Consider the following 24597-nt stretch of genomic DNA (forward strand, 5'->3'; position numbering starts at 1 on the left):
CACAGACTATGACCTTGTCCACGTTCGCCTTCGCCTTTGGACTGGTCCTGCTCTCGGGCCTGTCCACCTCCATCGGCGGGGCATTGGCGGTGGGAAAGCGCCAGCCAGGGCCCGCGTTTATGGCCGCAGCCTTAGGGCTTTCGGCGGGTGTGATGCTCTATGTCTCCTTCATGGAAATCCTGCCGGAAGGCATAGAGCAGCTTAGCGATGCCCTCGGGGGCGAAAAACCCGGCACCTGGGCCGCGGTAGGTTCCTTCTTCGCTGGCATTGCGGTCATCGCGATTATTGACCGGATGGTGCCAGAAGAGATCAACCCGCACGAACCAGGCACGACGGAAGAAGACGCCCGCCGCGGCAGGCTGATGAAGACGGGCATATTTACCGCAGTCGCGCTGGGCTTGCACAATTTCCCGGAGGGCTTTGCCACCTTCTTAGCCGGCCTGGAGTCTAAGGAGATTGCTGTTCCGGTGGCAGTGGCGATTGCCATCCATAATATCCCGGAAGGCATCGCCGTCGCGGTGCCGCTGCGGGAGGCGACCGGCTCGCGCAAGAAGGCCTTTTGGTGGGCTACGCTTTCCGGGCTGGCTGAACCGCTGGGCGCACTCATCGGCTTTGGCCTGCTCTTACCGGTATTGGGGCCGGCCACCATGGGCATTAGCTTCGCCGCCGTAGCCGGCATCATGGTGTTTATCTCCCTGGATGAGCTGCTTCCCACCGCGGAAGAAACTGGTGAACACCACTACGCCATCTACGGCCTTATCGCCGGTATGGCCATTATGGCGATATCGCTCATTCTGTTTATGTAATTTAGTGCTGCGCTGCTGAGGTGGCAGACGGTGAGCCGGTCGAGGCCTTGACGGCCACGACGATGCTGGCGATGACAAGTCCGAGGATGAGCCCGCACACCATGGACAGGCCGGTTTCGGCCAGCCAGCTCAGCGCGCCATTGTGGATATGTTCAGTGGCAGCCTCGATAAACCCGTGCGGCTGGTCTACCCCGAATTCGTGGAGTCCCGAGGTGACGATATGCCCGCCTACCCACAACATGGCGGCGGTGCCGATGATGCCGATGATGTCCAGCACGAAGGGCATGCCCTTGACCAAGGCATTGCCTAGCAGGGAGTTTCCATCGCGGCGCTGAGTTAAGGCCAGTCCGATGTCATCCATCTTGACCAGCAATCCCACGGCGCCGTAGACGCCCAAGGTCAAGATGATACCGACGGCGATAAGCGCACCGAGGCGCAGCCAGAAGGGCTGATCGATGACCTCATTTAAGGAAATCACCATGATCTCAGCAGACAGGATGAGGTCGGTGGTAATGGCGGACTTCACCAGGCTATCTTCGGCCTCTGGGCCCTTGTTTTGGACGGCATCGGTGGCCTCGCTAGGGGAGGAGCGGAAGAAGGAGAGGATCTTTTCCGCGCCTTCGAAACACAAATAGGTACCGCCGCACATCAAGATGGGCGTGAGCGCCCACGGCGCAATCCAAGACAGGATCATCGCAATCGGCAAGATGATGACGAGCTTGTTGATGAGCGAACCCTTGGTGATACGCCAGATCATCGGCAGCTCGCGCTGCGGTTTTATGCCCTCGACGTATTGTGGGGTCACTGCGGCATCATCGACGACGACGCCCAGAGACTTCATAGATGTCTTGCCGCCTAAGGCGGCCACATCGTCGACGCTGGAGGCGGCGGCGCGGGCTATTAAGGCGACATCGTCAAGCAGGGCAAAAAGGCCACCGGCCATGGCTTATCCTTCGGGGGCTAAAGTTACGTTTTCTGACCAAGACAAGTCTATGCCGTGGTGGGCAAGCCAGGCCATTGCATCGTCGCCGTGGCGGGTAATTCCCTCGACCGCGTTTAGAGTGGTGTCGATGGCGAGTTCGGCGTCCTCGGCGGAAATGAGGCCAGCGGACGTCGCTGCGGAGAGCTCGTCGATGTCGAGGACAGTAATGGGTTCGCCGGTGGTGGTGACCAAGTCGACGTAGAGATCGCGGGTGGTCCACTCATTGCCTTGGCGCTGGATTTCGGCGACGTCTATATAAAAGTCCTGCTTTACCTCGACGCCGGGGCGGAAGTGGAAGATATTCGCGCGCAGGTTGAGGCTTGGCAGCAGCCACGATTCGAGGTAGCCAAAACGCGGGTGATCGGCACCGCGTGCCATATACAGGCCAAACTCGGTTTCGGTATAGGTATCGACTTGGCGCAGGTAGCCCTTGGGATCGGTATTGGTGAAGGCCGCAGTATTAAAGGTCTCCTGTTTGACTGGGTGGAGATCAACGGCCATTACTTCACCTCTAGGAAGGCGGCGGTGGGGACGAAATCGCAGCGTGCCTCGGTGGTATTAACGGAACCGGAAAGCAGGGCAACGACCAGGCCCTTGCCTGTGTGGGCCGTGCCAGAAAGCGTTGTGGGCCCATCCTGGTTGATGCCGTTATTGTGCAGCGGGGTAATGCCGCTTTGCAGGGTATTGATATTAAACCACTGCACATTCATGCCTCCTTGGTCCGGTGCTGCCGGTGGGGTGCCCAAGGCGGTAAAGAGGAATACGGTTTCGCCCTCGCCGGCGCCGGGGGCGGGAATTTCCGTAGGGCCAGGTACCGCGATGCCAGAGCCGGTGGCGGCGTTGGTGCCGCCGATGCAGTTCGCGGAGACGGTGGGCCAATAAAACTGCCGGAAGTACGGGTTATCGCCCTGCGGCATGGGCACACCGCCACCACCGTCGCCGGTGCCGGCGAAGAAGTCCAAGGCGGACAAGATCGTATTGCGGGCGTCTTCGGGGATCCACGGCTGCGCAGCAAAGGCGCGCACGCGGTCCTGGGTTTCAGGGGTAGGGCGGCCGAGCTCATCCAAGGGGCTGGCGGGCATGTGCTGCTGTGCCAGTGAGGAAAGATCTGGGGCGAAGGCCTGTGCGGGCGCTACCAGGGGAGAGGCGAGGCCAATAAGCGCAGCGGTGGCAGCGGCGATGTAGCCGGTGCGGCCGCTTAGGCGCCAAGAAGTTTGGGCGTGGCTCACGGTATCAGGTCCTTATTGTCTCGCGGGGAAAGTAGTATAGCCCCATTGGTCACAGCAGTAACAGTAATAACTCTAGTAACGATAGTTATCCGCTGGGAAGTGTCAAGTACTAGGTCGTTTCAGGCACGCGAGACGTTACGGGGTGGCATAGGTCGCGTCTTGGCTCCCCAATGCTGCACTATGCCCTGTTAGGGGGTATCGTAGGACGTCGTTCAAGAACATTTCTCGCGCACCAGCGCTTGTAGATCCTCCGAAGGAGAACCCAACTAGTGAGTAATACCGAGTTCCGTAATGTTGCCATTGTCGCGCACGTTGACCATGGCAAGACCACGTTGGTCAACGGCATGCTGGAGCAGTCCGGTGCTTTTGGCGAACACGGTGAGCACACGGACCGCGTCATGGACTCCAACGATCAGGAGCGCGAGCGCGGCATTACCATTTTGGCCAAGAACACGGCCATCCGCCGCCAGGGTCTGGGCAAAGACGGCGCAGACCTCATCATTAACGTCATCGACACCCCGGGCCACGCCGACTTCGGCGGCGAGGTGGAGCGCGGCATTTCCATGGTGGACGGCGTCGTGCTGCTTGTCGATGCCTCTGAGGGCCCCCTCCCACAGACCCGCTTCGTCCTGACCAAGGCGCTAGAGGCCAAGCTGCCGGTCATCGTCTGTGTGAACAAGACCGACCGCCCCGATGCCCGCATCGACGAGGTTGTCACCGAGTCCCAAGACCTGCTGCTGGAAATCGCCGCTGGCCTCGAGGATGAGGAAGCCGCAGCAGCAGCTGAAGAGTTGCTCGATCTCCCGGTTCTGTACGCCTCCGGCCGCGCCGGCGTTGCCTCCACCGAGAACCCGGGCGATGGCAACGTTCCCGATAGCGAGGACTTGCAGGCGCTTTTCGATGTCATCTACAACGTCCTGCCCGAGCCCTCCGCTACCGTCGATGCCCCGCTGCAGGCGCACGTCACCAACCTTGACGCCTCTGACTTCCTCGGCCGTATTGCGCTGCTGCGCATCTACGCCGGCCGCATCAAGAAGGGCCAGCAGGTGGCCTGGATTCACTACGACGATGAGGGCAACCAGCACACCAAGACCGTCAAGGTCGCCGAACTGCTGCGCACGGTCGGCTTCGAGCGTCAGCCGGCCGAAGAGGCCATCGCCGGCGATATCGTCGCCATCTCTGGTATTTCCGATGTCATGATTGGTGACACCATCGCCGATCCGGAAAACCCAGAAGCCCTGCCGCGCATCACCGTTGACGAGCCGGCCATCTCCATGACCATCGGTGTGAACACCTCGCCGATGGCAGGCCGCGGCGGCGGCACCAAGCTGACCGCCCGCATGGTCAAGGCCCGCCTGGAGCAGGAGCTTATCGGTAACGTCTCCCTGCGCGTGCTGCCCACCGAGCGCCCTGATACCTGGGAGGTCCAGGGCCGCGGCGAGATGGCTCTCTCCGTGCTCATTGAGTCCATGCGCCGCGAGGGCTTCGAGCTGACCATCGGTAAGCCGCAGGTAGTTACCCAGCAGATCGATGGCAAGACCTATGAGCCCTATGAGATCCTCACCATCGACTCCCCGTCGGAGCACCAGGGTGCCATCACCCAGCTGCTTGCTTCCCGCAAGGGACAGATGCAGTCCATGGACGTGCGCGAGGGCGACTGGGTGCGCATGATCTTCCGCGTTCCCGCCCGTGGCCTCATCGGTTTCCGTACCCAGTTCATGACCGAGACCCGCGGTGCCGGCATCGCCAACTCCATCTCCGATGGCATCGATGTCTGGGCCGGCGAGATTAAGTCCCGCGCCACCGGCTCCTTGGTGGCTGACCGTACCGGCCAGATCACCCAGTACGCACTGATGCAGCTGGCTGACCGCGGCAACTTCTTCGTCGAGCCAGGCGCAGAGGCCTACGAAGGCATGGTCGTGGGTGCCAATAACCGCGATGAGGATATTGACATCAACATCACCAAGGAAAAGAAGCTGACCAATATGCGCTCTGCCACCGCAGACGCCACGGTCACCCTGGCCAAGGCCCACACGCTCTCGCTGGAAGAGGCACTGGAATTCTGTGGCAACGACGAGTGCGTCGAGGTAGCCCCAGACGTGCTGCGCGTGCGCAAGCTGGAGCTTTCCGCCACCGACCGCAAGCGCGCTGCTTCCCGCGCTAAGCAGATGAAGAAGTAATCTGCCTCGGTCTAAGTGGTGGCTGCGGTTGATGCCGCAGCCGCCGCGATAATCGCCGTCGTCTCCTGCAGTATGGTTTTTACCGCAGAGGCGGCGGCATCGTCGTATTCCACCTGTTGCTTTAATTCTTTGATGCGGTTGCGCATCTCCCGGCGTTTCATTTCGGGCGCATCCTCCTTGAGCAGGGGATAGGCCCCTTTAATCTCGCGGAGAATATCCAAGATAATCATGTCTTTGGCACTTGGTTTTTGGGTGCCGTTAAGCACCGCCGCGAGCCTCTCGCGCACCTCATCTTCTAGCGACGTATCCGTCATGATGTAACGGTCGCCGCCCAGCTGCCACCACGCGGCATCCTCAATCTCCAATTGGCCGCGGTCCTGAAAATCCTGGGCAATCTTCTCGCGCGGGGAGAACCACCCCGCCTGCAGCAGTGTCTTGACCGAGCTGGTCCGGTGCTCGTGCAGGCTATCCCATGCCCAAGAAAGCACCGGGTGCTCTGGCTTTTTTATCCGTGGCGTGCACCTTATTCTTTGCAGTTATGGCAACTGCTTCGCACAGGAGCAAATCGCTAAAAAGGCCGGCGCGCAGGGCGGTCTCGTTATTGGAAAGCACCTCCTTTTTACCGTTGTCCTTGGTAAGCAGGAGGAACATTTCTTGGCAGATGAGCGTGGTGAGGAGATCCCTTCAATGGTGATTTCGTACGAGTTTAGCGCGCAGAATCTTCGTGGGGCGGGAAGAAGGTACTAAAGTAGTCCGCGATGAAAAATAGTCTCAAGGCCCGTGCACTTGCTGCCGCTGCCGCCATCGGCCTCGCGTTTGTCAGCGGGTGTTCGGCCAATCCTGGCCCACCGCCGGTGGTAGAAGACTCGGACGAACATGAATCTACCGCCCAGGAAACGTCATCAACGACGACCGCGACGGACGATGAGCCGCCGCGCGCGGAGGAAGATAAGTCGCGGCCCACCATTTCCATCGGTGTCGATCCGCTGCGAGCCGGCCTCAACCCGCACCTGGTGGCCAATAACTCCGAGCTAGTAGATCAGATTGCGGAGCTAGTTTTGCCCTCAACGTTCCACTGGGGACGCATGGATACGGACGTCCTGGAATCTGCCGCGGAGGTCACCGCGCCGGAGGGCGTGGCCCAGCGGGTGCGCTACGTTATTGCCTCTCCCGCGCAGTGGTCCGATGGCACCCCGATTTCCGGCGCGGATTTCAGCTACTTGTGGAAGAAAATGACCACGACCGCAGGCGTTAAAGACCCTGCGGGCTACCGCGCCATTTCCGCGGTGACCACATCCGATGGCGGACGTGTGGTCACGGTAGATTTTGCAGAGCGGGTTAAGGATTGGAAGCAGCTATTCAATCAGCTCCTTCCCTCGCACCTGCTGCAAAATTCCGATTTTGATTCGGTACTGGCCAATGACATCCCCGCCTCCGCCGGCCGCTTCTCGGTCGATAGCGTGGACCGCAGCCGCGGGGTCATCACGCTCAACCGCAATGACCGCTTCTGGGGCGCCGATCCAGCTCATATCGACGTCGTCCAGCTGCGCGAGGTGCGCGATAGTACCCAGGCGCTCAATATGCTGCGCTCTGGCCAGATTGGGTTCGCGGACTTTACCCCGGGTCAAACCTCGCAGGAAGCGCTCGGCCTGCTGGGACATGTGAGCGATAAGACGGTTACCCGCCCGCGCCAGCTGCGCTTGCACATGTCCACCGAGCAAGGAGCCTTGGAGGACGCCGCCGCGCGGCGCGGGGTGGCCTCGCTTATCGATACCGAACAGGTCGCCCGGCTCGCCACCGGCCGCGCGTCCAACCTGAAAGCCGGGCATAATCCGGTCTCAGGGGAGGCAAACCTGACGGCCCTGCGCGAACGCGCCAGCAAGAAGCCTATCCGCTTCGCCGTCGATCCGACCAGCCCCACGGCTTTGGCTGCGGCAAATACGCTTTACGATGTCCTCGAGGCCCACGGCATCCCCGCTGAGGTCACGACCGACCGGCTCACCACCATTACCTCTAAGCTGCTTCCTGAAGGCAAGGTGGATGCGGTGGTGACCTGGGAGGATATCACCCTAACCTCGCTCTCGGCCGCGAATGTCTTCACTTGCGCCGAAGACCAACCGCTCGCCGGGGACCTCTCCGGGTTCTGCCCCGACAATGCCGCCGAAACACGCATGGACATTCTCTCCGGAAAGATAAGCCCTTCCACCGCGCTGGGGCGAATCCGCGAGATCAATGCCCAGGACGTGTTATACGTCCCGCTCTTAGATGAAACGCGTGTGCACGCGCTAGGGGAGGGTATTGTAGGCCCCGGCCAAAGTATTGATGATTGGGATAAAGGACTGGTCACAGCGCCGGTTTGGAGGATAGATGAGGACTAAGGACTTGGCGGGCTACCGCGTTGTTGCAGTGCACGCGCACCCTGATGATGAGACGCTATTTACCGGCGGCACCCTCGCCACCCTGGCCGCGCGCGGTGCGCAGGTCACGGTCATCACCCTTACCCTCGGCGAGGACGGCGAGATCATCGGTGCGCCTTACCAAGGCCTGGCCGAGCACCACCAGCTCGGTGGCTTCCGCGCCCGCGAATTGGCCTGCGCCCTCTCCGCTTTAGGAGTGGAGGGTATCCAACTGGGAGGATTCGGCCACTTCCACGATTCCGGCATGGTGGGATCGCCCTCCCACGGCAACCCCCGCGCGCTGGTCAATCGCTTGGATGAGGCGGTAGATCTGCTCCGCGCGGAATTAGATGTACTCAAACCACACGCCATCTTGACCTATGGACCAGACGGCGGCTATAACCACCCGGACCACGTTGCGGTGCATAGGGTGGTGGAAAAGGCGGCATCGGCAAGCACGCGCATTTGGTGGGCGATTTTTGACCGCGCCGCCAATTACGCCGGCCTGGAGACCCTCGACGCGCCCGCGGGCTGGCGCAAACCCGGTGCCGCGTACCTGGATAATTTCACCACCGCCGGCGCCGACCTAAGCTTTGCGCTTGACGATGCCGCCCTCCACGCCAAACGCGCCGCCATGCGCGCCCACGCCACGCAAATCTGGCTGGCCGATGGCAGCACCACCGCCACCAACCCCGAGGCCGCCGTCGCCGCTGTCCACGACCCCGCCGCGGTGCCCGGGGCCTACTGCCTGTCCAATAGATTGCTCATGCCGTTGCTGCGTGCCGAATACTTCCAACTCGGCCGGGGCGAGCCCGCAACCGACCTCCTGGGGGAGCTGTAATGCGCGCTGATTTTAGCCGCGGCGAGCAGGTTACAGGCCTTATCTGGCTTTCTCTCGGCGCCCTGCTATCGCTATTTCTGGAGGTCATTTACCTCACCGCCCGGATTCCGCTGGCTGATGGTGCGAGCATAGCGTTTCCCATCACCATCCTCATCGCCGCGGCCTTCAACGTGGTGCTAACCCGCACCGCGCGGCTGTGGAGTGATCGTACTTACATCACGGCCATCCCCACCATCGTCTGGGGCCTGGGATTTTTCGCGCTTATGCTGCTGGTTCCGATTACCGGTGATGTCATCGTGGGCAATAATATTCTCAGCTTGCTCCTGCTTTTGGCCGGAATCGGCGGCGGCGTTTGGCCTTTCCTAAAGCAGAAGTGACATACTATATTTCATCCCCAAACCCATGAAATCAGGAAGATTCAAGGATTCTCCATGACTTATACAATCGCTCAACCTTGCGTTGATGTAATGGACCGCGGCTGTGTTGAGGAATGCCCCGTCGATTGCATTTATGAAGGCAAACGCATGCTCTACATCCACCCAGATGAGTGCGTGGACTGCGGTGCCTGCGAGCCCGCATGCCCGGTAGAAGCCATCTTCTACGAGGATGACGTTCCCGATGAGTGGATCGATTACAACGATGCCAACGCAGCATTCTTCGATGACTTGGGCTCTCCCGGTGGAGCGGCAGCCCTCGGCCCGCAAGATTTCGATGCGTCAATGGTAGCCGCGCTGCCCCCACAGAATCAGGAGTAATTCATGGCCCGCACACCGCTAGGACAATCGCTTCCGGATTTTCCCTGGAACTCGCTGGCTGGCGCCAAAAAGAAGGCACAGGCGCATCCAGATGGAATCGTTGACCTTTCGGTGGGCAACCCCGTAGATCCGGTTGCCCCCGGCGTGCAGCTGGCGCTGTCCTCTGCCGCCGAGGCCCCCGGATACCCGCAAACGCAGGGCACACCCGAGCTGCGCGAAGCCATCGCCTCCGCCCTGCGCCGCCGCTACCGCATGGACGTGGACCGCGTCCTGCCCGTAGTGGGCACGAAGGAGGCCATCGCGTGGCTGCCCACCCTGTTGGGCATGCGCGGCGAGACCGTCGCCTTCCCCTCGGTGGCCTATCCCACCTACGAGGTCGGCGCCCTTCTCGCCGGGGCCACTCCGCTGCGCGCTGACGACGACTTTCAGGATGCCTCCCTGGTATTCATCAATTCCCCGTCCAACCCCACCGGCCGCGTAGCTGGGGTAGAGGAGCTGCGCCGCATCGTGGCCTGGGCCCGCTCGACCGGCGCAATCATCGCCTCCGACGAGTGCTACATGGGCTTGGGCTGGAATGACGACAACCCGCCGGTATCCATCCTGGATCCGCGCGTGACCGACGGCGATAATACCGGCCTTATCGCCATGCATTCGCTGTCCAAGTCCGCGAATATGGCCTCCTACCGCGCCGGATTCTTCGCCGGCGATAACGATCTCATCACGGAGCTCTTGGAGCTGCGCAAGCACGCCGGGCTCATCGTGCCAGGCCCGATTCAGGCAGCGATGGTGGCCGCGCTTGACGATGACCCCACCGAAGCCCTCCAGCGCCAGCGCTACGCTGCGCGCCGCGCCGAATTGATGCAGGCGCTTATCAAGGCGGGCTTTACCATCGACCACTCCGATGCTGGCCTGTACCTCTGGGCCACCCGCGGCGAAGACTGCCGCGAGACCATCGACTGGTTGGCTTCCCTGGGCATCCTCGCCGCACCTGGCGATTTCTACGGCCCCTCGGGCGCACAACACGTGCGCATTGGCTTAAACGGCACCGACGAGCGGGTGCGCGCCGCCGTCGAACGCCTCGCCAGTGCCTAACTCGCCTCGCGCCTTTCGCCCGCCTGCGCGGGAGGGGATTTCTTCCCGCAAGGTGGTTCTGCGCGAACGCGTTCCGCGCGAGGGCGACTACTGGGCCGCCCGCGCGGGCGATTCGCCCTTTCCAGAGGGAACGCTTCTTCCCGCGGGCGCGGTTCTTTCGCGCCCCATCCCCGCGTGGTATCACCCCTCCGTCCCGCCGGAGGAGCCGATTCCCTTTGACTACTGCGTAGTCCACGCGGATGAAGATATCATTGTTGCCGATAAGCCGCACTTTCTTCCCACCACTACGAATGGCCGCTTGCAGCGCGAAACCCTGCAAACCCGGCTGCGCGTAGACTTCGGCGAAGACGATATCGTGCCGCTTCACCGCCTCGACCGCCTCACCGCCGGCCTTGTCATCTGCTCGCGCAATCCCGCCACGCGGGCTGCCTACCAGCGCATTTTCCTGGAGGGGAGGGCGGTGAAGAGGTATAGGGGCATCGTCAAGCAGCCGCTTTTCTGTGACGAGGAAATTCAGCTGCCCATGTACAAGCCGCGGGGCAGCAGGCAGGTGCTCGTGGCCGATAATGGCACGCCTACCTCGACGTATGTGCGCGCTGCGGGGCGGGAGGTGACTATGTGGCCGCGGACTGGGCATACGCACCAGCTGCGGGTGCTGCTGAATCATCTTGGGCATCCGCTCATCGGCGATGACACATATCCCGCGCCGCGCCCACTCGACCTCTATGACTTCTCCCGCCCGCTTTACTTGCTGCACGAAACTATATCTTTTATAGATCCTTCATCACATTCGGAGCGTCAGTTTTTCAGTTCGCGTGGCTTAGGAACTACAATCAGGTAATTACTAATCTCCGGCAAGAAAGGCGGCCCATGGCAGACCTCAGCGTTGCGCGCTTTGCGTCCAATTTTGGGCAATTCCTCAAGTTTGGTCTTGTCGGCGGCTCGGGAACCGCGGTCAACCTCTTCGTGTATTTCCTCGCGCAGAAACTCTTTGGCGCGGCGGATATCTTTGCCGAAGATCCCTTCATGAACCTCTTCGGTTCTGCATTCCACATTCGCTGGTACCACGTCTTTGCCACCATCTCCTTCCTCGTAGCCAATACCTGGAACTACCAGCTCAACCGCATGTGGACCTTCCGTACCGTGTCCAAGGTGTCTTGGATTCGCGGTTTCTTCCCGTTCCTTTTGGCGGGAATCGGGGCGTTTATCGTCAGTCAGGTCATCCTGACGTTGCTCATGAACCCCAACTCGCCCGTGGGTCTGCCCACCGATGTCTTCGATAACTCCACCGGATTGCGCACCAAGTCCTATTGGGCGCAGACCATTTCCATTGTCGTTGCGATGCCCATCAACTTCATTATCAACAAGCTCTGGACGTTCCGCTCCAAGCCGAATAAACCCGTCGTCGTCGACGAGGTCGCGCCGGTTTAACCCCCGCTCTTGGCTCGGCCCGCCGCCCCGCTCTGGCTTTGGCGGGGCAGCTTCCGTCCCAGCCGCCCTTCGCGCTCACCAGCGTGGGCTGCTGGGGTCTTTTTATGCCGCCGGTGAGCGGCAAGGGCGGGGAGGGGCATCGCCAAGCAAGTGCGCCCGCGACACTCATCCCTTCGCGCTCACGCTGGAGTACTGTTCATCGACGCCATGTTTGCTCGGTGAGCGGCAGGGGAGCGTTCGCCCTTCGCGCTCACCGGCAATAGTTACCGCCGGCGACACCTCTTGCTCGTGAGCGCGAAGGATGGGGAGGCTGGGAGCTGCTGACGCCGGGCCCCCTTCGCGCTCACGGGGAGCAGCATACGAAGACCACCCGCCGTCCGCGGTGAGCGCGAAGGGCGGGTGGCGGTGTCCCCGAAGGTGGGAGGTGGGGGACTAGTCCTCGAGGTTAGCGTCGTGGCGGCATCGGAAAGCGCGAAGGCGTGGTAGGCAATGCCGGCGAAGTAGAGGAACATCGGGATGAGGTAGAGGGGCGGTTACCGTTCGGTTGGGGTGGTGATGTGCCTGCGCATCCAGGTGGTGCTGTGGGAAGTGCCGGCGATGGAGGGGATGATGGTGAGCAAGGCGAGGAGCCTGAGGCGGCCGGGAGCACCATGCGAGGATGTCGCGCTCGATTTGGTTGAGGGACATGCTGGCGATGGCGTTAATCATGTTGTCCAGCTCCAAAGATTTCTTCGACTGTTTTGTCTAGCTCGTAGCAGATGTCCAGCGCGAGGTGCACGGACGGGGAGTTGTTGCCGTGTTCGATATTTGCGATAGTTTGCCGGGAGACGCCGACGCGCACTGCTAGTTCGCCTTGCGACCATTCGCGCCAGCGCCGCCACTTGCGGACCATGTTGGGTTGTCCGGCCACATCATCACCTCTCTTGTCATGGTTACGTGACCTAATGTGAAAGGAAACTTGACACTATGACAAGGATTAAACACACAGATGCCAGTGCCAATACGGCTGCGTGGCGGAAGTGGGAAGCTGTGGCTTGCGGCCTTTGAGCAGGTCACGGGTGGCTTTGATGAGGAGGATGACTTGGTCAAGGTGGTGCCTGACGTCATCGGCAGTAAAGCGCAAAACCGTGTACCCATGCGCGGTCGCGGCGTTCTGTTTGGAGCGGTCGGCCTGGAACGCGATGCTGTGGTTGTGGTAGGTCCAACCATCGATTTCCACGATGAGCTTGCCCATCAGTAGGTCGAAGCGGTAGCCACACACTAGGGCGTTGTGAATAGGGAAAATGCCTTCGGTGCGCAGGGCACGGCTCACCTTCCGCTCCGGCGGACTATCCGCGCCGATGGCGGAGAGTCGAATCGTCTCTTTCAACGCGCGCGGTGTCCGGCCCATTCGCTTGCGGTCCCGCTCCAGCCGGCCGGGTCCCTTTTCGCCGCGATAGAACTCCTCCAGCAGTGGGCCACAGGCTCTAGCAATCTTGCGAGCAGCCCACAGAACCTGAACCACCGGAAGCCCTTTGACCAGTCTCGTTGCCTTGAGTCGAGAATGTGAAACCCGGAAATTCTTACCCCGCAGCGTGCGCGGTCCCTCTGCCTCCAGCGGAAACGTCAGCGGCCGGTCGAGGTGAATCTCCTGCGCGGTCTTTCCCGTAAAATAAATACGACTGAGCCCATGCGCCAGCGCCTTCGCCACGGCCAGCGGCGTCCATTCATCGGTATAAATCCCCCGGTGAACGCGGTACAGTTTGCCCGCGCGCACCCGCCGCCGAATCGCGTCCTTGCCCAGCCCCTGTTCGCGCAACTGCTTGGTTGTCCATGCCCCCATGGCTTCAACTTAAAAAGCGGCCGCCTCCTCGTCCAGACGGGGTCCGACAGCCTGTGGATAACCCGCCTATTTTGAGGTTTCGCGCTCTCTTTTCCTCGCCGCTCTGTGGATAACCTCCTTCCACCCTCCCTTCGTGCTCACCGGCGGCCAGGCGTGGGCCCTTAAGCGGCCCCTGGTGAGCGCGAGGGTGAGTGTGCCGGCCAGCCCCCTTTCACGCTCACCGCTTCCGCTTTCCGATGCCCATTTCGCCTCCCCATGAGCGCGGAGGACGGCCCCCACATCCGTCGCGCTCACTGAGAGGTGAAAACGGAACACCCCGCCCTGCGCCGGTGAGCGCGAAGGGCGGGGAGGCAGGCGTGAGGGCGGGGCGGATGCGAACGGTGGAGGTAGATGCGAGGTGGTGTAGGGCGCCAAGGGTAGGGCTGGAGACAAAAGCTAGGTCAGCGGAAGCGTGGAGGTCGGGTCGATGCCGCGAGCCTTGGAATTGAGCACGCCCGCGATGGCGAGCACCGCGAACATGGCGGCGGCGGAGAGGAGTTGGGTGCGGGCGGTGGCATCGGTAAGCATGAGCACCGCGATGGCCGCGAAGAGGGCGAGGGCGAACCAGGTGAGGTAGGGGAAGGCCCACATGCGGATGGGAAGGGGATGCAGGGCCTCGAGTTGGCGGCGCAGGCGCAGCTGGCTGACGGCGATGAAGACCCACACGACGAGCAGGGAGGCGCCGGCGGCGTTGAGCATGAAGGTGAGCAACCAGCCAGTATCGGCGTAGTTGAGCACGACCATGAGCGCGGAAAGTGCAACGGATAGGGCGATGGCGGTGGTGGGTACGCCCTCGGTATTGGTGGCGGCGAAAATGCGTGGAGCCTCGCCGCGGGAGGCGAGCGAGTGCATCATGCGGGAGGAGGCGAAGATTTGCGCGTTGAAAGCGGATAGCAGCGCGAGGACGATGATGACCTCCATGATGCCGGCGGCACCGGGAATGCCGGCGCGGTCGAGGACCATGGTGAACGGCGATTCGGCGGCGGTGGAGGCGGCGTCCAGGCTGGAATAGGGAAGCAGGAACGTGATGACCAGGACGGAGCCCAGGTAGAACACGGAGATCCGCAAGATGGTGGAGCGCACAGCGTTGACCAGGGACTTTTCGGGGTCCTCGGATTCGGCGGACGCGATGGCGACGACCTCGATGCCGCCGAAAGCGAAGGCTACGGCGAGCAGGCCGGCGGCGACGCCGCCGAGGCCGTTGGGCATGAAGCCATCGGCAAGGAAGACGGATGTGCCCACGAAAGTGTGGCCCGGCAGGAGGCCGAAGATGAGGAGGGCGCCGATGATGAGGAAGGCGATGATGACGACGACCTTGATGAGAGCGAACCAGTACTCAAATTCGCCGAAGGTGCGCACGCGCAGCAGGTTGACGAGGCCGAAGACGGCGACGCAGATGGCGGCGGGTATCCAGGGAGGCACGTCGAACCACGAGCCGATGAAACCTGCGGCGCCGGTGATTTCTGCGCCGAGGACGGCGACTGTGGCGCACCAGTAGATCCACCCTTGGGTAAAGCCCGCCCAGCGGCCGATGCCGTGCTCGGCGTATTCGGAAAAGGAGCCGGAGGCGGGGATGACCGTTCCCATCTCCCCAAGCATTTGCATCACGAGGATGGCGAGGAAGCCGGCGATCACGTAGGCGATGATCACCGCTGGGCCGGCGGCGGAAATGCCGACGCCCGTGCCGAGGAAGAGACCGGCGCCAATGGTGGAGCCAAGCCCCATCATGGTCAGGTGGCGGACCTTCAGGCCAGAACCAAGGGTAGAAGAGTTATCAGACACTTCTCCATGGTATTTCTCGGCCGCAGGGCACTGGAATTGGGGTGGCGTTAATTCTTGTGGAGGTCCTCGTTCAGTGCGACGGCCTCAGCATTCCACTCCACGGCCTCGACGGCACCGAAGACGGAATTGCGGCGCAGCAGCAGGCCGGAGGCGCCGGAGAGCTGGGAACCCTTAACGGCCTCGCCATTGCCGACGCCCAGGGCCTCAGCCACCTTGCCAAAGACGGCGACCTTGGTACCGGCGGTGACGTAGAGGCCGGCTTCGACAACGGCGTCATCGCCAAGCGAAATGCCGATGCCCGAGTTAGCGCCGAGCAGGCAGCGCTCGCCGATGGAAATAACTTCCTTGCCGCCGCCGGACAGGGTGCCCATGATGGAGGCGCCGCCGCCAATATCGGAGCCATCGCCCACGACGACGCCCGCGGAAATGCGGCCTTCCACCATGGAAGCGCCCAGGGTACCGGCGTTGAAATTGACGAAGCCCTCGTGCATGACCGTGGTGCCCTCTGCCAGGTGGGCGCCCAAGCGGACGCGATCGGCATCACCGATGCGCACACCGGAGGGGACAACGTAGTCCACCATGCGGGGGAACTTATCCACGGAGTAGACCACGACGGGGCCGCGGGAGGCGAGGCGGCCGCGCACCATCTGGAAATCGGAGACGGCGCAGGGGCCGTAGTTGGTCCAGACCACGTTGTTGAGGTGGCGGAAGATGCCGTCCATGTTGAGGCCGTGCGGTTTTACCTCACGGTGGGAGAGCAGATGGAGGCGCAGGTAGGCGTTGTAGGTATCGGTAGGTGCCTCGTCGAGGTCAGCGATGGTGGTTTCCACCGCCACGCGAGCCACGCCGCGCTCTTCATCGGGGCCGACGAGGGCGGAGAACTGCTGCGGAGTCTCCTCCAGACGCGTCGTGCCGGTGGTCTCTACTTGCTTATCGGTATGAACTGCTGGGAACCAAACGTCCAAGACGGTGCCGTCGTGGGTAATGGTTGCCAGGCCACGTGCGGATGCAGAAGTCATGGTGGCTAGCTTAGCAATTACTGCCGAACTTGTTCGCGCTTGTCCGCGGGAACCACGAAGGACAAGGCGACGAGCGCGGCAAAGAGGATGATGACGGCGATGACTTGGTTGCGGGCGGAGGGGTCAAAGAGCATGAAGATAGTCAGCGCGGCCAGCGCGGTGGCGGTCGCCCACGGTAGCCAGGGGTAGCCGGGCACGCGGATGTCCGTGAGCTCGCCGTTCGCCTTCAACTGCGGGTGCAGCTTGAGGAAGGAGGCGACGATGAAGGTCCACACCACCAAGAGGCAGCCGCCGACGGCGTTGAAGAGGAAGGCCAGCAGTCCCGGCGGGTTCCAGAACTGGAGGCCCACCGAGGCGAAGGCGAAGATCATGGACAAGATGACGGCGTTGATGGGGGAGCCGGAGTGGTTGGTCTTGAGGAAGAACTTTGGCGCGCAGTGGTCCTTGGCCATGTCGAAGACCAGGCGAGAGGTGGCGTAGATCTGCGCGTTGAAGGCGGACAGGAGGGCCAGCGCGATGATGGCCTCCATGAAGCCGGCGGCGAAAGGAATCTTGGCGGCCTCGAGCACCAAGGTGAACGGTGAATTGGCGGCGGCGTCGGCATCTTGGATCTGGCTAAACGGCAAGGCCATGGTGATGACCACGATGGAGCCGATGTAGAAGATCATGATGCGCACGATGATGGCGCGCACCGCGGTTGCCACGTTGCGGGCTGGATCCTCGGACTCGGCGGCTGCGATGGTCACCAGCTCGATTCCACCGAAGGCGAAGGCCACGGCCAGCAGGCCCGCTGCGAAGCCGGGCATGCCATTGGGTAGGAAGTTATCGGTGAAGTTGGTTCCAGCGCGGGAGAGATCCATGCCGGGCAGGATGCCGAGTGCCATGAGGATGCCGACAACGAGGAAGGCGATGATGACGGCGACCTTGATGATGGCAAACCAGAACTCGAATTCACCGAAACCGCGCACTGCGGCGAAGTTCACCACGGCGAAGAAGGCCACCGCGATAAGCGCGGGAATCCACGGTGCAATATCGAACCAATTGCCGATGATTGCTGCGGCACCGGTGATTTCCGCGCCCATGACCATGATGAGCATGAACCAGTAGATCCAGCCCATCGTAAAGCGCGCCCAGTGGCCGAAGGCCTGGCCGGCGTAGGTGGAAAAGGAACCGAGGGAGGGACGCGCTGCGGCTATTTCCCCGAGCATCCACATGATGAGCGCGATGAGGATGCCGGCGACGGCATAAGAGATGAGCACCGAGGTGCCGGAGATTTGGATTCCCAATCCGACGCCCAAGAAGAGACCGGCACCCACCGCGGAGCCAAGGCCCATCATGGTGAGGTGTCGCGATTTCAATTGTGTGGCTTCGGCCATAATTACCACCTTGTGAGAGGTTATTTTTTGCAGTGAAGTGAACATTACACAATGCAACGGACCCAGCGGGGCGCTACCATGGCGGCTTGTGACTTTAGATCTATATGCCGACCCCATTGAAGTGACCAAGGCGCTAGTCGATATCCCAAGCCCCTCCCACCACGAGGAGGCCATCGCGGATGCGGTGGAAGAAGCCCTGCGTGGTCTAGACGTGGAGGTCGCCCGCTTTGGCAATACCGTGTGTGCGCGCACGAACCGCGGGATGGATTCCCGCGTGATTCTTGCAGGCCACATCGATACCGTTCCATTGGCAGATAACGTACCGCATCGCATGGACACCGCCGAAGATGGTGCCGAGATCATGTTCGGCTGCGGCACCGTGGACATGAAATCCGGCATGGCAGTATACCTCAACGCCTTTGCTCACCTGCATGAATCGGAAGAGCTCCAGCATGACCTGACCGTCATTGCGTATGAGGGCGAAGAGGTATCCACTGAATTTAATGGGCTGGGCCACTTGCAAAAGGATCACCCCGAGTGGTTGCAGGGCGATTTTGCGCTCCTCGGCGAGCCCTCCGGCGCAATGGTCGAGGCCGGCTGCCAGGGTACGATTCGCCTGCGCGTGACGGCGCATGGCACCCGCGCGCACTCGGCCCGCGCGTGGCTCGGCTCCAACGCCGCGCACAAGCTCGCCCCCGTCATGACCCGCATTGCGGACTACGAGCCGCGCGAGGTCACCATCGATGGCTGCACCTACCGCGAGGGCCTGAACATCGTCCACCTGGAGGCCGGCGTGGCCACCAATACCTTGCCGGACGAGGCATGGATGTTCGTCAACTTCCGCTTCGCCCCGGACCGCAGTACGGAGGAGGCGTTGGAGTACATGAAGGGGGTCATCGGCAAGCATGAGGACGTCACCATAGAGATCGATGACATCGCCGGTGCCGCCCTGCCTGGCCTGGGGCAGCCTGCGGCACGCGCGCTTGTCGATGCCGTCGGCGGCAACGTCCGCGCCAAGTTCGGCTGGACCGATGTCTCGCGCTTTGCTGAGATAGGCATTCCCGCCGTAAATTTCGGTGCCGGCGATCCTGGCTTTGCGCATAAGAAGGACGAGCAGGTGCCCACGGCGCAAATCACTGAAGTTTCTACCGCACTGCTTAATTACTTGAAGGGATAAAAATGACCCCTGACCACATGCGTACCCTGCGCGGCCCGCTCTTGCTGCGCAGCGAGGGAGAACAAGGCTCCACCTTTGACCAGCGCCTGCTGGAATCCGGCGCGGACCACGAGTGGCAGCACGCCGATCCGTGGCGCGTGCTGCGCATCCAAGGCGAATTCGTCGCCGGCTTTGATGCGCTGGCTAAGCTGCCCAAGGCAGTGACGGTTTTTGGCTCCGCGCGCACCAAGCCTGAGGATGCGAGCTATCAGATGGCCGAAGAACTCGGCCGCAAGCTCGCTGAATGCGCCTACGCCGTCATCACCGGCGGCGGCCCCGGCATCATGGAGGCGGCGAATAAGGGTGCGCACGAGGGCGATGGCCTCTCGGTGGGACTCGGCATCGAATTGCCGCACGAGCAGGGCCTCAATAAGTACGTGGACTTGGGCCTGAACTTCCGCTACTTCTTCGCCCGCAAGACCATGTTCTTGAAGTACTCCCAGGCCTTCGTCTGCCTGCCCGGCGGCATGGGCACCATGGATGAGTTCTTCGAGGTTCTCTGCATGGTTCAAACCGGTAAGGTCACTAACTATCCCATCGTGCTCATGGGTACAGAGTACTGGTCTGGCCTGCTGGAATGGATTAAAAATACCCTCGCCGCCGGTGGGTATATCAACGAAGACGACCAAGGCCTTTTCCTGCTTACCGATGACCCCGATGAGGCCGTCGCCCATATCATCGAGCGCCACAAGGTGATGAGCGATAAACGCATTAGGGAGCCGCGTTGAGCCTCGCGCGCGTGATGGCGATAGTCAATCGCACCCCGGATTCCTTTTATGACAAGGGGGCCACCTTTGACATGGACCCCGCCCTCAAGCGCTGCGATGAGGCCATTGTGGCGGGAGCCTCCATCATCGATATCGGCGGAGTCAAGGCCGGACCGGGCGAGGAAGTGGATAGCGCGGAAGAAATCGACCGCGTCGTGCCCACCATCGCCCGCGTGCACGAGCGCCACCCGGAGGTACTTATTTCCGTCGACACTTGGCGCAGCGAGGTCGCCGAGGCCGCCATCGCCGCTGGGGCAGGGCTGGTCAATGACACCTGGGCCGGCTGGGATCCGCAGCTTATCGAGGTCGCCGGCCACCACCGCGTGGGCTACGTGTGCTCGCATACCGGCGGGATTACCCCGCGCACCCGCCCGCACCGAGTCCACTTTGATGATGTCGTCGCTGACGTCGTTGCAGAGACCACCGCCCTGGCGGAAAAGGCCGCGGGGCTTGGCTGCCCCGAAGCTCTCACCTTCATCGATCCCACGCACGACTTTGGCAAAAACACCTATCACGGCCTAGAGCTCCTGCGACGTATCGACGAGATCGTCGCTACCGGCTGGCCCGTGCTCATGGCGCTATCCAATAAGGACTTCGTGGGCGAGACCCTCGCGCGCGGAGTAGGAGACCGCGTCGCCGGAACGCTCACCGCCACGGCCTGGGCCGCAGCGCACGGGGTGGCCGCCTTCCGCGTCCACGAGGTCGCTGAGACGGTCGACGTCATCCGCATGACCGCCGCCATCCAGGGCACGGCCACGCCCCTTGACACCACGCGCGGGCTCGCATGAGCGTTTCCGTCATCATCCCGGCGCTCAATGAGGAATCCACCGTGGCCGGCGTTATCCGCGCCTGCCTTGCCGATGACCCCCTCGAAGTGCTCGTCATCGATGCCGACTCCACCGACGAGACCGCCGCAGTGGCGCGCGCCGCCGGTGCCGATGTGCGCAATTGGCGCGATATCCTGCCCGAACCGCCGCGCCCCGGCAAGGGCGAATCCCTCTGGCGCGGGGTCGCCGCCGCGCGCGGAGACATTGTCGTATTTATCGACGCCGACCTAGAATCCGCTGCGCCCGGCATGGTCACAGCACTCGCGGCGCCCTTTGAGGATCCCAGCGTAACCATGGTCAAGGCCCGCTATCGCCGCAGCCTCAACGGCCAACCCACCGGCGGCGGGCGCGTGACCGAACTCACCGCAAAGCCACTCATCCGGCAGTTCTTCCCAGAGCTAGCCCACATCGATCAGCCCTTGGGCGGCGAGTACGCGATCCGCCGCTCTGCCGCGCTAGAGGTGCCCTTCGTGGAGGGCTATGGGGTGGAAGCGGGGCTGCTGGTGGACATCGGCAAGCGCGGCGGGCTGACAGAAGTCGACCTAGGCACTCGAGTCCACCGCAACCGGCCGCTTCATGAGCTGGCACCGATGGCGGATATCGTGGCGCGCACGCTGCTCTCGCGCGCCGGGGTGGGAGCGCCAATTGCTCAGCGCCCGCCGCTGCTAGGTAGGATTTAAGCCATGCTGTCCTGGATTGTGCTCATCGTGGTGCTCATTGCGTTCATCGTGATCGGAACGTGGCTGTGGGGCTCGATTTTTGGGCCCGGGACCGTGATGGACCCGCCCGATGAGCCGCAGAAGGTGTTGGAAAATAACCGCGCCGCCGCAGCTCAGGGCCGTTTTGAGGACGTGCAATTCGAGGTCGTCCCGTGCGGGTACCGCCAGGATCAGGTCGATGATCTGCTCGCGCAACTTGAGCAAGAATTAGCGGCCGCGCGGAAAAGCGGGCAAAAAGGGACTAAGCTGGATAGAAACGAAGATAGTTAAGGAGCCCTACTATGGCAGCAATGAAGCCACGTACCACTGGCGGCGAAATGGAAGCGGTGGTGGAATCCCGCAAGATCGTCATGCGCATCCCTTCTGACGGCGGCGGGCGCATCGTTATCGAGCTGAACAAAGAAGAGGCCGCGGAGCTCGGTTCTTTGTTGACCGAGGTTTCTAGCTAGTCTGGATACATGCTTTCTCATATCGTCGATATTCTGGCCGATCCAAACGACGGCACGGCGCTTTCCGGCGCCGATGATTTTTCCCGCCTCGTTTCGGACTCCGGCCATTCCTTTGATGTGGCCAAGCAAGGGTATGTGACCTTAGCGGCCGGTGCTGGCCTCAAGCACAAGGGCGATGACATGGATATGGTCAACGCCCGCGAAGCGTACCTAGCCACCGGCCATTTCGCGCCCTTCGTCGAGTCTGTGACCGGCGCGGTGCAAGACGCGCTCGACGCTAGTTCGCTGTCTGCATCTACGCCCGCTTCGCTCCTCGAGGTCGGCGCCGGAACCGGCTACTATCTAGCCCACACGCTTGATTCCATCGACGGCGCGCGCGGCGTCGGGCTCGATATTTCCCCGCACGCAGCCAAGCACCTGGCCAAGTGCCACCCACGCGTGGGTGCCGTGGTTGCCGATGTCTGGCAGCAACTTCCCATCCGCGATGAATCCATCGATGCCATTTCCGTGGTCTTCGCCCCGCGCAACCCATCCGAATTCCAGCGCGTCCTCGCCCCCGGCGGCCAAGTCATCGTCCTGACCCCAGGCGCCGGACACCTCGATGAGCTGCGCGAACCCCTCGGCATCCTCGGCGTAGAAGAGGGCAAGGTTGACCGCATGTATGAGCAGGCGGAAGGCCACCTCGAGCAAGCCGCCGATCCGGTTGATATTTCCTTCCCCATCCAGTTGGACAAGGCGGCTATCGCCGCACAGGTAGGAATGAGCCCGTCCGCTCGCCACATCAGCGCCGACGAGCTCGCCGAGCGCATGGCCGCCCTTCCTCCCACGCTGACGGTCACCGCCCGAGCCCGGCTGGACCGCCTCCGCGCCGTTTCCTAATCGCACACCTGCCTCGCGGCAACCTGTACCGCCCTTCGCGCTCACCAGCAGCGCGCGGGGCGGTTCTTTTTCGCTTCCGGTGAGCGCGAAGGACGGGTGTGGAATCGGCCAGTCACCGTACCCTCCCTTGGCGCTCACGAGGAACAGCTTGCCGATGCCCCTCCACCTTGCCCGTGAGCGCGAAGGGCGGGTGGTACGACAGGACGGTGGGTGACGGAAAACGAGGGTGCAGAATGCGGCTAAGGACAGCATCATTTGAGCCGTGCGGTCGGTCCTGGGGTCAGATGGAAGGAATACCCGCCCTTCGCGCTCACGGCGAGCACATTCTGGTGGCTGGAGTCTCTTGCCGGTGAGCGTGAAGGGCGAGTGAGCGGTTGGCCGGCTACCGTACCCTCCCTTGGCGCTCACGGGGAGCTGCCTGCCGATGCCCCTCCGCCTCGCCGGTGAGCGCGAAGGGCGGGGCCGAAAGGCGCGTGGCGACAGGCTTGGGCAGAAAGGCGGGGGCCGAGAGGCGGGTGGCCGGGAAGGAGGGCAGCAGTATTAGAGCTTGGAGCCGGAGCGTTGCCAGTCTTGTTCGATGACTGCATCACCGGTGGTCTCGACGTCCATGCCGGAGCAGCCGCCGTCGAAATAGACGCGGGAGGCCATGGCGATGAGGCCTCCGTCGACGAATACCTCTACCGTGGAACCGTCTTGGATGATGGTGAGGGTATCGGAGTCGCCATCGGCAAGCGTGGCTGTGGCGGGAGCGGAATCAGCGAAGAAGTGGTCGAAGGCCTTGTTCATGGAACGATCGAGGTTGATTTCCTCGCCGGAGTGGCAGATGGTGGCGGCGGGGTCGCCGTTGCCATCGAGAAGGGTGATGGTGACACTGGAGCCGGTGGGAACCTCCATGACGCCGGTCCAGGAGCGCGCGTAATCCGAAAGCTTGACCGCCTCGGGCAGGCCGGTGGCCGGTGCCTGGTACAAGACGCCGCCCTCGAGCGTGACCTGGCGCGGCAGGGAGAGGGCATTCGACCAGCCTTCGGCATCCCAAGAGGCGTGTTGGGTGGCGTCGTCGCCGCGGCCATTGCCGTTGAGAAGGCCGAGGATGACGGCGCGCTCGTAGCGCCTTTCTTCAGGGATCGTGCCTGCGGTGGCGTTGGTATTGCGCGGGCGGGAGAAATCGTGGCCGAAGTCCACGCGGCGGAATCCGGAAACCACCGTGAAGGTGGTGTCTTCCAGCTGACCCACGAGGTAGCCGGAAACATCGCGGCCGTCGCGCTCGAGTGTGACAAAGAGGACGTCGTAGATTTCTTCGTCGACTTCATCGCGCAGGCGCACGATGCGCGGGGAAACCACCGGAGGAATAGGGGAATTGGCAGGCACTTCGCCGTCGAGGAAGCCTGGGTCGCCCTCAAAGGTAAGGCTACCGCGCAGGGACCATGAGATGCCGTCATGGCTTTCTAGAATGACCGGCTGCGGGGTTTCGGTGCGGCCAGAAAGCGCCAACATGAGCCAGCCCTTGTGGCCGTCTTCGCGGTCATCGGTGGCCCAATCGGGCACGACGGAGGGCGAGCGGAACCGGGTGTGGTCGGTGGTATTGCCGGCCACCTCGCCGAAGCGCACGACGTTGGGGTCGAGGGCCGAGGAGTCATCGGAGACCTCGCAGACATCGTCGATGCCGGAATAGCGCGCGAGGCGAATGGAGGTGCCGGTCGCGGTCACGGAGGTGAAATAGAGGTTGGTAGCGTCCTCACCCTGGGCCACGGAACCCGCGCGGAGGGCGAGCTCACCGCCGACGGGTGCGAGGACATCATCGCAGTCCAGCCAGTTAAACGGCGCTTCCTCCGAATAGGTGTGTCCCCAGCGGGCGGGGGCATCGGAAGTGGGGCGATATTGATAGAACATGTGCCACGTATCGCCATCGCGAAGGACACCGGCGGGTGCATCTAGGATGCCGGCATCGGGGATGAAGTGGAGTTCGGGGCGGTGAGTCGTCACGGCATTC

General features: G+C 62.4%; 27 protein-coding genes. 16 read left to right on the forward strand and 11 right to left on the reverse strand.

Translation table 11 applies throughout. From position 1 onward, the window contains the following. Positions 1–8 precede the first annotated feature (8 nt). The gene (gene zupT / locus ABRP88_RS06335; protein WP_349836650.1) at positions 9–806 is read left to right on the forward strand and encodes a zinc transporter ZupT; all 798 of its coding nucleotides are present in this window, start codon (positions 9–11) and stop codon (positions 804–806) included. A 1-nt stretch (position 807) separates the two neighbouring features. On the opposite strand, the gene ABRP88_RS06340 is transcribed toward zupT, so the two are convergent. Genes ABRP88_RS06340 through ABRP88_RS06350 form a run of 3 tightly spaced genes read right to left on the reverse strand, consistent with a single transcriptional unit; the run spans position 808 to position 3017 of the window. Continuing rightward, entirely contained in the window at positions 808–1749 is a 942-nt protein-coding gene (locus tag ABRP88_RS06340; RefSeq protein WP_284782487.1) for a DUF808 domain-containing protein, read from the reverse strand. Positions 1750–1752: 3 nt separating this feature from the next. Next, on the reverse strand, positions 1753–2289 hold the full coding sequence (locus ABRP88_RS06345) for a ribonuclease FAU-1 family protein (RefSeq protein ID WP_296090247.1): 537 nt from the start codon (positions 2287–2289) through the stop codon (positions 1753–1755). Further along, positions 2289–3017, reverse strand: a complete 729-nt coding sequence (locus ABRP88_RS06350) for an Rv1157c family protein (RefSeq protein WP_284769918.1) — start codon at positions 3015–3017, stop codon at positions 2289–2291. Before ABRP88_RS06350 ends, ABRP88_RS06345 begins: the two co-directional genes overlap by 1 nt. Before the next feature lie 269 nt (positions 3018–3286). Here ABRP88_RS06350 and typA point away from each other — a divergent pair, with 269 nt between their 5' ends. After that, positions 3287–5197 (forward strand): translational GTPase TypA, encoded by a 1911-nt coding sequence (gene typA, locus ABRP88_RS06355; protein WP_284769917.1) that lies wholly within the window; start codon positions 3287–3289, stop codon positions 5195–5197. An 11-nt stretch (positions 5198–5208) separates the two neighbouring features. On the opposite strand, the gene ABRP88_RS06360 is transcribed toward typA, so the two are convergent. Together ABRP88_RS06360 and ABRP88_RS06365 are read right to left on the reverse strand one after the other, a co-directional pair. Beyond that, a complete protein-coding gene (locus ABRP88_RS06360) occupies positions 5209–5685 on the reverse strand; it encodes a GPP34 family phosphoprotein (RefSeq protein WP_349836651.1) in 477 nt (158 codons plus the stop codon). After that, entirely contained in the window at positions 5663–5848 is a 186-nt protein-coding gene (locus tag ABRP88_RS06365; protein WP_349836652.1) for a hypothetical protein, read from the reverse strand. Before ABRP88_RS06365 ends, ABRP88_RS06360 begins: the two co-directional genes overlap by 23 nt. Positions 5849–5955: 107 nt before the next feature. Here ABRP88_RS06365 and ABRP88_RS06370 point away from each other — a divergent pair, with 107 nt between their 5' ends. Genes ABRP88_RS06370 through ABRP88_RS06400 form a run of 7 tightly spaced genes read left to right on the forward strand, consistent with a single transcriptional unit; the run spans position 5956 to position 11712 of the window. Further along, positions 5956–7575 carry an ABC transporter family substrate-binding protein gene (locus ABRP88_RS06370; RefSeq protein ID WP_349836653.1) on the forward strand — a complete coding sequence of 540 codons (1620 nt, stop codon included), beginning with the start codon at positions 5956–5958 and terminating at the stop codon, positions 7573–7575. Further along, positions 7565–8434 (forward strand): PIG-L family deacetylase, encoded by an 870-nt coding sequence (locus ABRP88_RS06375; RefSeq protein ID WP_349836654.1) that lies wholly within the window; start codon positions 7565–7567, stop codon positions 8432–8434. The genes ABRP88_RS06370 and ABRP88_RS06375 overlap by 11 nt, the downstream gene beginning before the upstream one ends. Beyond that, complete coding sequence (locus tag ABRP88_RS06380) at positions 8434–8811, forward strand: hypothetical protein (protein WP_284769912.1); 378 nt, start codon at positions 8434–8436, stop codon at positions 8809–8811. The genes ABRP88_RS06375 and ABRP88_RS06380 overlap by 1 nt, the downstream gene beginning before the upstream one ends. 54 nt (positions 8812–8865) lie before the next feature. Continuing rightward, a complete protein-coding gene (fdxA, locus tag ABRP88_RS06385; protein ID WP_023017724.1) occupies positions 8866–9189 on the forward strand; it encodes a ferredoxin in 324 nt (107 codons plus the stop codon). 3 nt (positions 9190–9192) lie between these two features. Then, the gene (gene dapC / locus ABRP88_RS06390; protein ID WP_349836655.1) at positions 9193–10281 is read left to right on the forward strand and encodes a succinyldiaminopimelate transaminase; all 1089 of its coding nucleotides are present in this window, start codon (positions 9193–9195) and stop codon (positions 10279–10281) included. 52 nt (positions 10282–10333) lie between these two features. Continuing rightward, on the forward strand, positions 10334–11122 hold the full coding sequence (locus ABRP88_RS06395; RefSeq protein WP_349836697.1) for a pseudouridine synthase: 789 nt from the start codon (positions 10334–10336) through the stop codon (positions 11120–11122). A gap of 29 nt (positions 11123–11151) precedes the next feature. Then, positions 11152–11712 carry a GtrA family protein gene (locus tag ABRP88_RS06400; RefSeq protein WP_349836656.1) on the forward strand — a complete coding sequence of 187 codons (561 nt, stop codon included), beginning with the start codon at positions 11152–11154 and terminating at the stop codon, positions 11710–11712. 700 nt (positions 11713–12412) lie between these two features. Here the strand turns inward: ABRP88_RS06400 and ABRP88_RS06405 are convergent. The 5 genes from ABRP88_RS06405 to ABRP88_RS06425 all read right to left on the reverse strand — a co-directional run bounded on the left by ABRP88_RS06405 (position 12413) and on the right by ABRP88_RS06425 (position 17750). Next, entirely contained in the window at positions 12413–12622 is a 210-nt protein-coding gene (locus ABRP88_RS06405; protein ID WP_349836657.1) for a helix-turn-helix transcriptional regulator, read from the reverse strand. A 66-nt stretch (positions 12623–12688) separates the two neighbouring features. Beyond that, positions 12689–13534 (reverse strand): DUF559 domain-containing protein, encoded by an 846-nt coding sequence (locus tag ABRP88_RS06410; protein ID WP_349836658.1) that lies wholly within the window; start codon positions 13532–13534, stop codon positions 12689–12691. Between the two features lie 435 nt (positions 13535–13969). Then, positions 13970–15301, reverse strand: coding sequence for an amino acid permease (locus ABRP88_RS06415; protein WP_349836698.1), 1332 nt, complete (start codon positions 15299–15301; stop codon positions 13970–13972). A gap of 101 nt (positions 15302–15402) precedes the next feature. After that, complete coding sequence (gene dapD, locus ABRP88_RS06420) at positions 15403–16374, reverse strand: 2,3,4,5-tetrahydropyridine-2,6-dicarboxylate N-succinyltransferase (RefSeq protein ID WP_349836659.1); 972 nt, start codon at positions 16372–16374, stop codon at positions 15403–15405. Between the two features lie 17 nt (positions 16375–16391). Next, positions 16392–17750, reverse strand: coding sequence for an amino acid permease (locus ABRP88_RS06425; protein ID WP_349836660.1), 1359 nt, complete (start codon positions 17748–17750; stop codon positions 16392–16394). Positions 17751–17838: 88 nt separating this feature from the next. On the opposite strand from ABRP88_RS06425, the gene dapE reads away from it, so the two are divergent. The 7 genes from dapE to ABRP88_RS06460 are packed head-to-tail and all read left to right on the forward strand — an operon-like array spanning position 17839 to position 22607. Next, on the forward strand, positions 17839–18927 hold the full coding sequence (gene dapE / locus ABRP88_RS06430) for a succinyl-diaminopimelate desuccinylase (RefSeq protein ID WP_349836661.1): 1089 nt from the start codon (positions 17839–17841) through the stop codon (positions 18925–18927). Between the two features lie 2 nt (positions 18928–18929). Then, on the forward strand, positions 18930–19694 hold the full coding sequence (locus ABRP88_RS06435; protein WP_284769902.1) for an LOG family protein: 765 nt from the start codon (positions 18930–18932) through the stop codon (positions 19692–19694). 14 nt (positions 19695–19708) lie between these two features. Continuing rightward, positions 19709–20521, forward strand: coding sequence for a dihydropteroate synthase (gene folP, locus ABRP88_RS06440; protein WP_349836699.1), 813 nt, complete (start codon positions 19709–19711; stop codon positions 20519–20521). After that, positions 20518–21240: a glucosyl-3-phosphoglycerate synthase gene (locus ABRP88_RS06445; protein ID WP_349836662.1), complete on the forward strand. Its 723-nt coding sequence runs from the start codon at positions 20518–20520 to the stop codon at positions 21238–21240. The genes folP and ABRP88_RS06445 overlap by 4 nt, the downstream gene beginning before the upstream one ends. A gap of 3 nt (positions 21241–21243) precedes the next feature. After that, complete coding sequence (locus ABRP88_RS06450; RefSeq protein ID WP_349836663.1) at positions 21244–21549, forward strand: cell division protein DivIVA; 306 nt, start codon at positions 21244–21246, stop codon at positions 21547–21549. Positions 21550–21560: 11 nt separating this feature from the next. Beyond that, entirely contained in the window at positions 21561–21728 is a 168-nt protein-coding gene (locus tag ABRP88_RS06455; RefSeq protein ID WP_005280113.1) for a DUF3117 domain-containing protein, read from the forward strand. A gap of 9 nt (positions 21729–21737) precedes the next feature. Beyond that, complete coding sequence (locus tag ABRP88_RS06460) at positions 21738–22607, forward strand: methyltransferase domain-containing protein (RefSeq protein WP_349836664.1); 870 nt, start codon at positions 21738–21740, stop codon at positions 22605–22607. 540 nt (positions 22608–23147) lie between these two features. Here ABRP88_RS06460 and ABRP88_RS06465 read toward each other — a convergent pair. Beyond that, positions 23148–24590: a GH32 C-terminal domain-containing protein gene (locus ABRP88_RS06465; protein ID WP_349836665.1), complete on the reverse strand. Its 1443-nt coding sequence runs from the start codon at positions 24588–24590 to the stop codon at positions 23148–23150. Positions 24591–24597 lie beyond the last annotated feature (7 nt).

The sequence above is a fragment of the Corynebacterium sp. KPL2734 genome (assembly GCF_040225595.1).
In the GTDB taxonomy this organism is placed as follows: Bacteria; Actinomycetota; Actinomycetes; order Mycobacteriales; family Mycobacteriaceae; genus Corynebacterium; species Corynebacterium rhinophilum.